11 protein-coding genes and 1 pseudogene are annotated in these 12330 nt (G+C 63.8%); 7 read left to right on the top strand and 5 right to left on the bottom strand.

Annotation, left to right across the window (positions count from 1 at the left end):
- Positions 1-10: 10 nt before the first annotated feature.
- The gene (locus R6G97_RS06925) at positions 11-562 is read left to right on the top strand and encodes an ATP-dependent Clp protease proteolytic subunit (protein ID WP_043213344.1); all 552 of its coding nucleotides are present in this window, start codon (positions 11-13) and stop codon (positions 560-562) included.
- A gap of 65 nt (positions 563-627) precedes the next feature.
- Here the strand turns inward: R6G97_RS06925 and R6G97_RS06920 are convergent, their stop codons facing one another.
- The 3 genes from R6G97_RS06920 to R6G97_RS06910 all read right to left on the bottom strand — a co-directional run bounded on the left by R6G97_RS06920 (position 628) and on the right by R6G97_RS06910 (position 5583).
- On the bottom strand, positions 628-1026 hold the full coding sequence (locus R6G97_RS06920) for an NUDIX domain-containing protein (protein WP_043213342.1): 399 nt from the start codon (positions 1024-1026) through the stop codon (positions 628-630).
- 82 nt (positions 1027-1108) lie between these two features.
- Positions 1109-5239 (bottom strand): CheR family methyltransferase, encoded by a 4131-nt coding sequence (locus R6G97_RS06915; protein WP_197852839.1) that lies wholly within the window; start codon positions 5237-5239, stop codon positions 1109-1111.
- Positions 5240-5319: 80 nt separating this feature from the next.
- Entirely contained in the window at positions 5320-5583 is a 264-nt protein-coding gene (locus R6G97_RS06910) for a hypothetical protein (RefSeq protein WP_090342670.1), read from the bottom strand.
- A gap of 290 nt (positions 5584-5873) precedes the next feature.
- On the opposite strand from R6G97_RS06910, the pseudogene R6G97_RS06905 reads away from it, so the two are divergent.
- From R6G97_RS06905 to R6G97_RS06895, 3 genes and pseudogenes are all read left to right on the top strand, one after another.
- Positions 5874-6029: pseudogene (locus tag R6G97_RS06905) on the top strand (general stress protein); the annotation flags it as partial.
- Positions 6030-6136: 107 nt separating this feature from the next.
- Positions 6137-7321 (top strand): zinc-dependent alcohol dehydrogenase, encoded by a 1185-nt coding sequence (locus tag R6G97_RS06900; protein WP_182940848.1) that lies wholly within the window; start codon positions 6137-6139, stop codon positions 7319-7321.
- 112 nt (positions 7322-7433) lie between these two features.
- Positions 7434-7751: a DUF6555 family protein gene (locus R6G97_RS06895; RefSeq protein WP_232092022.1), complete on the top strand. Its 318-nt coding sequence runs from the start codon at positions 7434-7436 to the stop codon at positions 7749-7751.
- A 72-nt stretch (positions 7752-7823) separates the two neighbouring features.
- On the opposite strand, the gene R6G97_RS06890 is transcribed toward R6G97_RS06895, so the two are convergent.
- Together R6G97_RS06890 and R6G97_RS06885 are read right to left on the bottom strand one after the other, a co-directional pair.
- Positions 7824-7991: a hypothetical protein gene (locus tag R6G97_RS06890; RefSeq protein WP_167358052.1), complete on the bottom strand. Its 168-nt coding sequence runs from the start codon at positions 7989-7991 to the stop codon at positions 7824-7826.
- A gap of 196 nt (positions 7992-8187) precedes the next feature.
- Positions 8188-8334: a hypothetical protein gene (locus R6G97_RS06885; RefSeq protein WP_167358054.1), complete on the bottom strand. Its 147-nt coding sequence runs from the start codon at positions 8332-8334 to the stop codon at positions 8188-8190.
- 178 nt (positions 8335-8512) lie between these two features.
- Here R6G97_RS06885 and R6G97_RS06880 point away from each other — a divergent pair, with 178 nt between their 5' ends.
- The 3 genes from R6G97_RS06880 (at position 8513) to R6G97_RS06870 (ending at position 12325) form a co-directional block, all read left to right on the top strand.
- On the top strand, positions 8513-9361 hold the full coding sequence (locus R6G97_RS06880; RefSeq protein WP_043213333.1) for a helix-turn-helix transcriptional regulator: 849 nt from the start codon (positions 8513-8515) through the stop codon (positions 9359-9361).
- A 70-nt stretch (positions 9362-9431) separates the two neighbouring features.
- A complete protein-coding gene (locus R6G97_RS06875) occupies positions 9432-10922 on the top strand; it encodes an aldehyde dehydrogenase (RefSeq protein WP_317847931.1) in 1491 nt (496 codons plus the stop codon).
- 20 nt (positions 10923-10942) lie between these two features.
- Positions 10943-12325: an aspartate aminotransferase family protein gene (locus R6G97_RS06870; RefSeq protein ID WP_317847930.1), complete on the top strand. Its 1383-nt coding sequence runs from the start codon at positions 10943-10945 to the stop codon at positions 12323-12325.
- Positions 12326-12330: the final 5 nt, after the last annotated feature.

The raw sequence follows: 12330 nt of genomic DNA, 5'->3' as shown, positions 1-12330 counted from the left end.
GGAGGCAAGCATGGCCAGACACATCATTCACTTCACCGGCCCCATCAATTCATCCACCTGCGGCAACCTGATCACCACCTGCACCCGCGCCCTGCAACAGGGCGCGGATATTCTGCAAATCAACATCGCGACCATGGGCGGGGAGTGCAGCTACGGCTTCACGCTCTACAACTTCCTGCGCTCGTTGCCGGTGCCGGTGCATACCCACAACCTGGGTACGGTCGAATCCATGGGCAATATTCTGTTCCTGGCGGGCGAGCGGCGCACCGCATGCGTGCTGAGCAAGTTTCTGTTCCATCCGTTCCACTGGACCTTGCACGGCTCGGTGGACCACTCGCGGATGGCCGAATACGCCATGAGCCTGGACTACGACCTGCGCCTGTATGCCCAGATCGTGGCCGAACGGACCGAGGGGGCTAGCGAAGTGCTCGATGTGCCGCGTTACCTGATGGCTTATCCGCGCATCCTGGGCGCCAAGGAAGCTCTGGCCAGCGGCATGATCGACGCCATCGACGAAATGCCGATCGAGGCCGATGCCTGCCAGCACAGTGTCCATGCGTGATTCGGGCTGATGTGCCCTTTTCGCGGTAAACCCGCGAAGGGGCACCGCCGAAAACCGGTCAAGTATCAACGCACGGATTCAGCCAGGCCACGATCACAGGCGAGTAGCGACTGGATCAGCAGCCTGATGTCATCTTTGAGTTCGGGCACCTGATCCAGATGCGCGAAGCAGCAATCGGCGATCTCGTGGCTGGCCGTGGGCCGCGGGGCGTCGGCGAATTCGGCTTCGAAGACGTAATGCACCCGGGCGGGCGACTCATAGCGCATCAGGAAGGTCAGCTCCCGGGCCCTGAGCCCGGTTTCCTCCAACAGCTCGCGTTCGGCCGCCTCCACCGGGGTCTCGCCTGGCTCGATCTTGCCGCCTGGCAATGTCCAGGCGGCTTTGGGCTTTCTGACCCATAACCACTTGCGGGTTTTCCTGCCATGGCGGCAGATCACGGTAGCGCGATGCTTGAGGGGCTTCATGCAGACTCCAGGCAAAATCCAGTATTCCTACTGAATTGGGCCTTGGGTGCCAGCTGGAAGTTGTACCCGCCAGGATGAGCGGTCAGTAAGGCTGCGAACCGCTCAATGCCTCGATCGCTTCCACGAGCTCGTCGTAGGCCACCGGCTTGTTCAAATGGCGGTCGAAGCCTGACTGGCGTGATTTGTACTGGTCAGCGCTGGCGCCATAGCCGGTCAGGGCGATGGCGGGTATGTCATGCAGGTGCGGGTGCTCGCGCAATGCCTTGATCAGCGCATGGCCATCCATGACTGGCATGCCGATGTCCGAAAGAATGATGTCGTACTGCCCGTTGGCCGCGGCCTTCAGCGCCGCGCGCGGGTCAGTGAAGGCATGGACCTGCGCCCCTTCCATCTCCAGCAGCTGTTGCATGATTTCCAGTACATCCGGTGAGTCGTCCACCAACAGCACCCGGGTATTGTCCAGCCGTGGGGCCATCTGCTGCTCGCCTGGGTTGTGCTGCGGTTGCGGACTGAAGTGGCACAGCGGCAGGCGGACGGTGAAGGTGCAGCCTTTGCCCAGCCCCGGCGAGCTGGCCTGAACGCTGCCGCCATGGGCTTGGGCCAGCTGGCGTACCAGCGACAGGCCGATGCCCAGGCCTTCGCGGCTGTGGCTGGTGACTTGCGGGGTGGCCTGGGTGAACAGGTCGAAGATGTTCTCCAGGCTTTCCTCGCTCAGCCCCAGCCCCTGGTCGATCACCTGCAGCAGCGCCTGTTCGCCGTGGTTGGACAGCACCAGGCGGATCTCGCTACCGGCGGGGCTGAACTTCAGCGCGTTGTTGAGCAGGTTCCAGATGATCTGCTCCAGGCGGGTGATGTCCCCCTCTATGAACAGGGCGTTGTCGTCTGCCGGCAACTCCAGCACCACGTCGCACGGGTGTTGCTCGCTACGCACCACGGCATGGATGTCACGCAGGATGGTGCACAGGTTCACAGGTTCGGTCTTGAGCTTGAGCTTGCCGGTGCGGATGCGTGCCACATCGAGCAGGTCGTCGATGATCCGCGCCTGGCTGGCGACGGCTTCGCAGATGGTGCCGACGGCCTTGCTGGCGGCGCTGGTGTTCTTCACCGAAGGCAGGCGGCGCAAGATTTCGGCATTGAGCTGGATCAGGTTGAGCGGGTGCTTGAGCTCATGGGACATGATGGCGAAGAACTCGTCCTTCATGTGGCTGCTGCTCTGGGATTCGGCCAGTTGCTTGCTCTGCTCCTCGTGCAGGCGCTTGTGGCCGGTCAGGTCACGGGCGATCTTGACGTAGCCAAGCAGGCTAGTGCCTTTGAGCAGGGAAACTTCGCCGCTGCAGAAGAAGCGGCTGCCGTCCTTGCGCACGTGCCAGCGCTCGTCCTGGCCACGACCGTTGAGGCGGGCACCGCGCAGCTCTCGGCTGGGCACGCCGTTGGCGCGGTCCTCCTCGGTGAAGATCAGCTCGTAATGGCGGCCGACCACCTCGTCTTTTGCGTGGCCGAAGATCAGCGTGGCGCCGGTGTTCCAGTCGGTGATCACCCCGTGTTCATCGAGCAGGATGATGGCGAAGTCATGGGTGCTTTCAGCCACCAGGCGCATGCGTTCTTCACCCAGGCGCAGGCGCTCCTCGGCGGCACGGCCTTTGCTGATATCGATGAACGTGAGCACCGTACCGTCGATCTTCTGCTCGTTGGCCCGATAAGGCAGCAGGCGGGCCAGGTACCAGTGCTGGTTTTCACCGCACACTTCGCGCTCGATGGACGTGGTGCCCTGGGCCACGGCGCGGGCATCGTCGGCCAACTCGGGGTAATCCAGCCGGTGGGTGATGTCGAGCAACGAGCGCCCGGTATCCACGGGCAGGATGTTGAAGATGTCGGCGGCGCGGGGGGTGAACCAGCGAATGCACAGGTTACGGTCGACGAACACCGTGGCGATGGCGGTGGAGGCGATCAGGTTGCTCAGGTAGTCGTTGACCTTGTCGGTCTCCTCGACCTTGTTCTTGAGTTCATAGTTGACGGTCAGCAGTTCTTCGTTGATCGACTGCAGCTCTTCCTTGCTGGTTTCCAGCTCCTCGCTGGCCGAACGCAGCTCCTCGTTGATCGCCTGCATTTCTTCATTGGAGGCGGTCAGCTCTTCGCTGGAAATTTCCGATTGCTCGATGGTTTCCTGCAACTGAAGGCGGGTGCGTTGCAGCTCGCGCTCCAGGTTGTTCAGGACCATGCTGTCGGTCTGGCGAATGGCGCTGGTTGGCAGCAGGGAAGGGTCGGGCACGCGCTCCTCGAACACCACCAGCAGGCATTCGCTGCCGCTGGGTTCGTCCTTGTGCGGATGCACGGCGATTTCCACCTGCATCTGGCCCAGTTCTACCGGCCGCGAGGTCACCGCCTCGTTGCCATGGCGAGCCTGGAACAAAGTGCTGCGCAGGGCCAGGCGCAGTTCTGGCAGCACCAGGTTGATCAGGTTGCGGCTGGGCTCGCCGCCGACCAAGTGCAGGAAGCGCCCGACGCCATCGCTCATGTGCAGGATATTGCCGTCGCCATCGAGAATGAGGCTGGGCGGGGTTCGCTTGGCCAGGGCGCGGTGATGCACCTCGGCATAGGAGATCTTCCGGCCGGGACGTAGCTTGGCCTGGCTGTCCTGCAAGGCGACGGATACTTCGGCGCCCGGCAGCTGCCGGCCGGAAGAGCGAATGACCGGTCTGGCCGGGCTTGCGCGGAAGATACGGTTGCGCTTGTCCACCGGGATGAACAGCTCGCTGGCCACATCCACCGATTCGGACGTGCCCAGGAACAAGTGCCCACCCGGGCGCAGGGCGAAGTGGAACATCTGCAGAATGTCGCGCTGCACCTCGCGATCCAGGTAGATCAGTAAATTGCGGCAGACGATCAGGTCGATTTGCGAGAACGGCGGATCGGACAGCAGGTTGTGCCGGGCGAACAGCACTTTTTCGCGGATTTCCTTGCGCACCCGGTAATGCTGGTCTTCCTTGACGAAGAACTGGCGCAGCCGGGCCGGCGGCACATCGGTGACGATCGACTCTGGATAGAGGCCGGTACGGGCGGTGCCGATGGCACGCTCATCCAGGTCGGTGGCGAACACCTGGACCTTCGCTGCGCGCCGCTCCAGCGCCAGTTGCTCGCATACGAGCATGGCCAGGCTGTACGCCTCCTCACCGGTGGAGCAGCCGGCCGACCAGACACGCACCTCGCTTGGTCCCTCACCGCTTTCGCCATCGCTGACCAGCTCCGGCAGGACATGGCGCTCCAGGGATTCAAACGCTTCGCGGTCGCGGAAAAAGTTGGTCACGCCGATCAGCATGTCTGCCAGTAGCTCGGCAGATTCGGCCGGGTGCTGCTCGAGGTAGCGCTGGTAGGCAGCCAGGTTCGGCTGCCCGGTGACGTGCAGGCGCCGCTCGATGCGCCGCAGTACGGTGGCACGCTTGTAGTGCTGGAAGTCATGGCCGGTATTGGTGCGCAGCAGCAGGAGGATTTCATCGAGCAGCGGCTCGGCCTGGGCGGGGTCGCCGCTACGGGTGCCCAGGGCAGGGGGCAGGGTGTCGTCCTCGATGGTCGGCAGCCTCACCTGGCGAGCGTTGCGCCATAGCTCCATGAGCTTTTGCGGCATCTCGGCCACCGGCAGCACGGCATCGACCATGCCCGTCTCCAGTGCCGCCCGCGGCATGCTGTCGTAGAGGGCATCATCGGGGGACTGCACCAGAGTCACGCCGCCCTGTTCTTTGATCCGCGACAAACCTACCGCTCCGTCGGCGCCGGTGCCGGAGAGGACCACGCAAAACGCATGGTCCTTGTGCACATCGGCCAGGTCGCGGAAGAACAGGTCGATCGCCACATGATCGCCCCGGCGACGGTTGGCCGGGCTGACCCGCAGGTAGCCATCGTTGGTGGACAGGCGGTTGGCCGGTGAAATCACGTAGACATGATTGCGCTCGATCGGCACCGGTTCGCTGACCTGCCGCACCGGCATGGCGGTGGTTTCCTGGATGATGCGGTCGGCGACGCTCTGGTGGTCCGCCGACAGGTGCAGCACCACCACGAAGGCCATGTCGCAATCGGCGGGCATTTGCTTGAAGAAAGTGCAGATCGCCTCCAGCCCACCTGCCGAAGCGCCGATGCCGACCACCGGAAAGTCCAGGTGGCTCGGGCTCAACGTCGGATTCTGAGGCGAGGCGACGGCGGGCTTGGAGGATGACTTCATGGGTGCAGCCTTCTGCAGACCTAACGATTCGGCCCATCGAAGCATCGCCGGGCGGTTGATGCGCGATTATAGGCCCGCTCTCAACGGCGCGGCGAGTGCTCTTGGGCCTCGTTGCCCGCGTCGAACGTTCGCTCGATCAGCGCCAGGTGTTCCAGTGCCTCCTGATAGCGTTCGGCCGCCTTTCGCCGCAACGTTTGGTAGCGGTCGAAGCGGCCGGCATCGAGCCCGGGGCGGTCAAGCAAGGCGAAGGCAGTGTGGTCGAGTTGGTAGGCCTGCTGGAGCAGACGGCGGTTCTGTTCCAGGGCGAGTTGTCGGCAGGCGTGGGCGGGGTGGGCATGGATCATGGCACGGTTCCTGGTCGAGGAATAATGGGCGTCCCTGTATGACCGCGCCGCCACTTTCAAAGTGCCAAAAAATCCTCCACTCAGAGACTCGCGTACAAATGTTTGGCTCAAGCATTGTTTGGCGCCACTCGTCCGAGCCTCGACAGACCGATTGAGCAGAGCCTGCCCTGACCGGTTCGGAACTACTGCACGGTGCGATTCCGTGCCCAGCTAATCCACTTGTAAGGAGAAACGACATGGCTCGTGATCAAGAAAACAGCGGACAACGTGGCGGCACCAAGGAAACCAACCCGGGCAACTTCGCCAACGACCGCGAAAAAGCCTCCCGCGCAGGCCACAAAGGCGGGCAGAACTCCGGGGGCAACTTTGCCAACGACCGGGAGCGCGCTTCCGAGGCCGGCCGCAAAGGTGGCCAGCACAGCCACGGCGGCGGTCGCAATCAGTGATGCACGCCCGCTCCAGCCCGGTGTAGTACCTGCCGGGCACCGACCCTGGGCAAGTAGCCACGTGCCGCTTGCCCAGGGTCGTTCCTGTTCTGATGGGAGATTGAAGCATGCGCGCACTCACTTACCACGGCGCCGGAGACGTTCGGGTCGACACCGTACCGGACCCGGTCATCGAGCAGAGCGACGACATCGTGCTGCGGGTGACCGCCACGGCAATCTGTGGCTCAGACCTGCACCTTTATCATGGCAAAGTCCCGGCGATGGAGTCCGGTGACATTCTGGGCCACGAATTCATGGGCATTGTCGAGGAGGTCGGCAGCGAGGTGACCGCTGTGCGTCCCGGCGACCGGGTGGTGATTCCCTTCGTGATCGCCTGCGGCAGCTGCTTCTTCTGCCAGCATGATTTGTTCGCGGCCTGCGAGACCACCAATACCGGACGCGGCGCCATCCTCAACAAAAAGAGCATTCCACCGGGGGCGGCCTTGTTCGGCTACAGCCACCTCTATGGCGGTGTGGCCGGTGGCCAGGCCGACTACGTACGGGTGCCCAAGGCCAATGTCGGGCCGTTCAAGGTGCCGGGGCAGTTGGCGGACGATAAGGTGCTGTTTCTTTCGGACATCCTGCCGACGGCCTGGCAGGCGGTTCTCAACGCCGAGGTCGGGCAGGGCGCGTCCCTGGCCATCTACGGGGCGGGGCCGGTGGGCCTGCTGTCGGCGGCTTGCGCACGTCTGCTGGGCGTCGAGCAGATCTTCATGGTCGATGGCTGCGGTTATCGGCTGGAGTACGCACGCCAGGCCTATGGCGTGATTCCGATCGACTACACCCACGATGACGACCCAGCCGACACTATCATCCGCCAGACCGCGGGCATGCGTGGCGTGGATGGGGTCATCGACGCGGTGGGCTTCGAGGCCAAGGGCAGCACCACCGAGACCGTGCTCACCGCGCTGAAACTCGAAGGCAGCAGTGGCAAGGCGCTGCGCCAGAGCATGGCGGCGGTGCGTCGAGGGGGCGTAGTGAGCGTACCGGGTGTCTATGCCGGCTTCATCCACGGTTTTCTGTTCGGCGATGCCTTCGACAAGGGGTTGACCTTCCGCATGGGGCAGACCCACGTGCAGCGCTATCTGCCTGAGCTGCTCGAGCACATCGAAGCGGGGCGGCTCGACCCTTCAGCCATCGTCACCCATCGCCTGGCGTTGGAAGAGGCGGTGCGCGGCTACGAAATGTTCGATGAGCAGCAGGAGCGTTGCCGAAAGGTCATTCTGGTGCCTGGCGCCGCACCGAGCGCCTAGCAAGATTCAGGTATCGGGCCACTCATTCGAATTGTTCGACAATCTTTTGAATCTTCGCGCAAAACCTTGATCCATCTGGATGTCATCCATGGAGAAGAGGAGGGCCCCTACGATGCCAACCCCACAGCTGTACATCATCGACTACCGGCTGCATGGCCAGCCGCGCAGTTTCATCATCCGTCTGGAGCGCATGGACAATGCCGAGGCCTGGCATTGGGCAAGCTGCGATGCTGGGGTGGGGATCATTCCGAAGTTCGGCCGAGAGAAGATCCGCAAGGTAAGCCGGCCCATGGCCGAGCGCTATGGCCTGAGTGACGTGAGCTGGCGACTTTCGGGCAGCGGACCGGCCTTCGTACCGCGGTCGGGCCCAGGCGATGGCCAGGGACAACCTGAGGTTGGTTCAACCCAGGAAGACGCGGCGACCGCCTGACCTGCGGCTGATCCATGCGGGGCAAGTCTGCATTCCTGCACCTGCAGGGACACAGGCTTGCCCCGTGTACGTTCAGGCTCCCGATTCAGGGTCGCTGGCTGGAACGCCGGGGCGGTTGCCGTCGTCTTCCAGGTCCGGGTCGGTATCGGGATCATCGGCGCGGTCGTTGCGCTGATCAGGGTTAAGTTCTGGCCAGTCGTCCTGGACGTTGCCGCCGCCCATCTGCAATGTGGTGTGCATGGTGACCTCCTCGGGTTCGAAAAAAGGGCCCGCCAGAAACGCGGGCCGAACACAGGAGTGGAGGCGAAGCCGTTGCCGCACCTCTCATGGATTGAGAGCCTTGATGGGACGAGTGCGATCGGTTTTTCGTGCAGGACCTGCGACCAACGGTCCTGTGGGGCTTGGCCGTTTACCCGCGAATGGGCCGATACGGCGCTCAGCCATCGGACTGCTCTTCTGGGGGGACCTGGCCTTCCGGCCAGTCGGGGGCCTCCTTCTCCGGTGGTGGCACCGGTTCTCCGGGATTGTGAGGGATGTTGTCCACATAGGGATCGGGATCATTGGGCTGCTTGGGATCTGCCATGACTGGCCTCCGAGACGGGTTGGCTTGCCTGGCATTAGGTTCGTGGGCCGAGGGATGCGTTCACTGCGGCGGTACGAACGGCAGCTCACCCCGAAGGGTGATGGTCGCCCTGGTCAGCGCGTGAAACAATCCCAGCCAGCCACGAACACGTACAACAACCCTGGCGGGGACCTGAGACATGAGCAAAGACCAGCTGAAATCGCCCGACTGGTACGAGCAGATGGCCCGTGTCATCGAGGCCATCGGCACGCCAGGCTTCGTCGAAGCGCTGTTCGGCGCGCTCAACTGCCTGGCCCAATGCCAGGCCATCACAGTGTTCCTCTACCCACGCAAAGGTCTGCCTTCGGCCTTGTTCGAGAAAGACGAAGAGGGCCCTTGGTTGCCTGAAGGCAACGTGCAGAAGTACCTCGAAGGTTATTACCTGCTGTGCCCGTTCTACCGCGCCTGCATGGAAGGGCTGGCCCCTGGCTGCTATCGCCTGAGCGACGTGGCACCGGACCACTTCAAGCGCAGCGAGTACTACCTGTCGTTCTACCAGCACGCGCACCTTGAGGACGAACTCAACTACATCGTCCCGCTCGATGCGCAACTGACCATCGCCGTGGCCCTGGGCAGCACCCGGCGCCTGAGCGCGGCGCAGGTCACCGACCTCAAACGCATCGCCCCGTGGGTGGTGGCGGTCGTGCGCCGGCACTGGGGCCAGCTGGATGCCGACAGCCTGGGCGGACGCTTCGAAAGCGCCCTGGGCCGGCAGATCAACGCCGCCCTGAACAATTTCGGTTCCTCCCTGCTGACCGAGCGCGAATGCCGGGTCGCCCAATACTTGCTGCGCGGCCACTCGACCCGCTCGCTGTCGGAACGGTTGGGTATCAGCGAAGACACGGTCAAGACCCACCGCAAGAACCTCTACACCAAGCTGGACATCGCCAAACAGTCCGAGCTGTTCTCGTTGTTCATCGATTCGTTGGCCCAGGCCCAGGAAGGCTTGAGCAAGGATCCGCTGGAAAGTTACCTGCGAAGGCGCTGACCGGCCTACCGCATCACCCCACCTACAACCATAACCAGCGGCCGCCCAGGCGGTCGCAAGGGAGTCCTGCGTGCATACATTGAGCGATTGGCAGCAGCGCGCTGCGCAACAAAGCTTCATCGACACCGCGTTGATCGACGGCCGCCGCGTGGCTGCCTGCTCGGGCGCGACCTTCGAGGCCATCAACCCGGCCACTAACCAGCTATTGGCCAAGGTTGCCGCCTGTGGCGAGCTAGAGGTCGATCAGGCGGTGCGCTCTGCCCGTCGGGCCTTCGAGCAAGGCCCTTGGGCCCGCATGGCGCCCACGGCCCGCAAACGCGTCCTGCTGCGCTTGGCCGAGTTGATGCTGGCCCACCGCGAGGAACTGGCCCTGCTCGATTCGCTGAACATGGGCAAACCGGTCATGGACGCCTACACCATCGATGTACCGGGTGCGGCGCACGTCTTTGCGTGGTATGGCGAGGCCCTGGACAAGCTTTACGACCAGGTGGCGCCGACCGCAGGCAACGCGCTGGCGACCGTCACCCGCGAAGCCCTTGGGGTGGTGGGGGCGGTGGTGCCCTGGAACTTCCCCTTGGATATGGCCGCCTGGAAAGTCGCGCCGGCCTTGGCGGCCGGCAACAGCGTGGTGTTGAAGCCCGCCGAGCAGTCGCCGTTCTCTGCCCTGCGCCTGGCTGAACTGGCCTTGGAGGCCGGCCTGCCGGAAGGGGTGCTCAACGTGGTGACAGGCCTTGGCGAGCAGGCCGGTAAAGCCCTGGGCCTGCACCCGGATGTGGACTGCCTGGTGTTCACAGGCTCCACGCAGGTGGGCAAGTACTTCATGCAGTACTCGGCGCAATCGAACCTCAAGCAGGTCTGGCTCGAATGTGGCGGCAAGAGCCCGAACCTGGTGTTCGAGGACTGCCGCGACCTGGACCTGGCGGCGGACAAGGCAGCCTTCGGCATCTTCTTCAACCAAGGCGAAGTCTGTTCGGCCAACTCGCGCCTCTACGTGCAGCGCTCGATCCACGACGAGTTCGTCGAACGCTTGCTGGTCAAAGCCCGCGACTGGATGCCGGGCGACCCCTTGGATCCGGCCAGCCGCGCCGGGGCCATCGTCGATGCCGGGCAAAGCGCACGCATCAGTGCAGCCATCGACCAAGCCAAGGCCAACGGCGCACGTCTACTGTGCGGTGGCCAGCGCCTGAGCATCAACGGCTCGGACAACTTCATCGCACCGACGATATTCACCGGCGTGAGCGCCGACATGGCGTTGGCCCGCGAGGAGGTCTTCGGCCCGGTGCTGGCGGTCAGCACCTTCGAGGACGAAGAGCAGGCCCTGCGCCTGGCCAATGACAGCATCTATGGCCTGGCCGCCTCGGTATGGAGCGATGACCTCAACCGCGCCCACCGTGTGGCCCGGCGTCTGAAGGCAGGCACCGTGTCGGTCAACACCGTCGACGCCTTGGATGTGGTGGTGCCGTTCGGTGGCGGCCGCCAGTCCGGCTTCGGCCGCGACCTCTCGCTGCATTCGTTCGACAAGTACACCCAACTGAAAACCACCTGGTTCCAGCTGCGCTGATATTTCTACGGAGAACAACAATGAACGCACCTTTCCAGCCACAACGCGAAACCCGCGACTACCAGAACGCCGATGCCGCCCACCACATCCATGCCTTCCTCGACCAGAAGGCGCTGAACGCCGAAGGCCCGCGGGTCATCGTGCGGGGTGAAGGTCTGCACCTGTGGGACAACGACGGCAAGCGCTACCTGGACGGCATGTCCGGCCTGTGGTGCACCCAGCTGGGCTATGGCCGCAAGGACCTGACCGCTGCCGCCGCCGCACAGATGGACCAGTTGCCGTACTACAACATGTTCTTCCACACCACCCATCCGGCGGTGATCGAGTTGTCCGAACTGCTGTTCAGCCTGCTGCCGGGGCACTACAGCCATGCCATCTACACCAACTCCGGCTCCGAATCCAACGAAGTGCTGATCCGCACCGTGCGCCGCTACTGGCAGGTGATGGGCAAGCCTGAGAAGAAGATCATGATCGGCCGCTGGAACGGCTATCACGGCTCGACCCTGGGCGCCACGGCCCTGGGCGGCATGAAGTTCATGCACGAGATGGGCGGGCTGATCCCGGATGTCGCGCACATCGACGAGCCGTACTGGTACGCCGAAGGCGGCGATCTGACCCCTGCCGAGTTCGGTCGTCGCTGCGCCCTGCAACTGGAGGAAAAGATCCTCGAACTGGGCGCCGAGAACGTTGCAGGTTTTATCGCCGAACCGTTCCAGGGCGCCGGCGGCATGATCTTCCCGCCAGAGAGCTACTGGCCGGAAATCCAGCGCATTTGCCGCCAGTACGACGTGCTGCTGTGCGCCGACGAAGTGATCGGTGGCTTTGGTCGTACCGGCGAGTGGTTCGCCCATCAGCACTTCGGCTTCCAGCCGGACACCCTGTCCATCGCCAAGGGCCTGACCTCTGGCTACGTGCCCATGGGCGGCCTGGTGCTGAGCAAGCGCATCGCCGAGGCGCTGGTGGAGCGCGGCGGGGTGTTCGCCCACGGCCTGACCTACTCCGGTCACCCGGTGGCGGCGGCCGTGGCCATCGCCAACCTCAAGGCCCTGCGCGATGAAGGCATCGTGCGTCAGGTCAAGGACGACACCGGCCCGTACCTGCAGCGTTGCTTGCGCGAGGTGTTCGGTGATCACCCGCTGATTGGCGAGATCCAGGGCGCCGGCCTGGTCGCGGCGTTGCAGTTCGCCGAGGACAAGGCCACCCGCAAGCGCTACGCCAACGAGAACGACCTGGCCTGGCAGTGCCGGACCTATGGTTTCGAGGAAGGCGTCATCATCCGGTCGACCCTGGGCCGGATGATCATGGCCCCGGCCTTGGTCGCCAGCCGTGGCGATATCGATGAGCTGGTGGCCAAGACCAAGAGTGCCGTGGACCGCACGGCGCGGGGTTTGGGCTTGCTGTAAGCCGT

The sequence above is a fragment of the Pseudomonas sp. HTZ2 genome (assembly GCF_033173945.1).
Classification (GTDB): domain Bacteria; phylum Pseudomonadota; class Gammaproteobacteria; order Pseudomonadales; family Pseudomonadaceae; genus Aquipseudomonas; species Aquipseudomonas guariconensis.
This window is presented reverse-complemented; position numbering and strand designations above follow the sequence as displayed.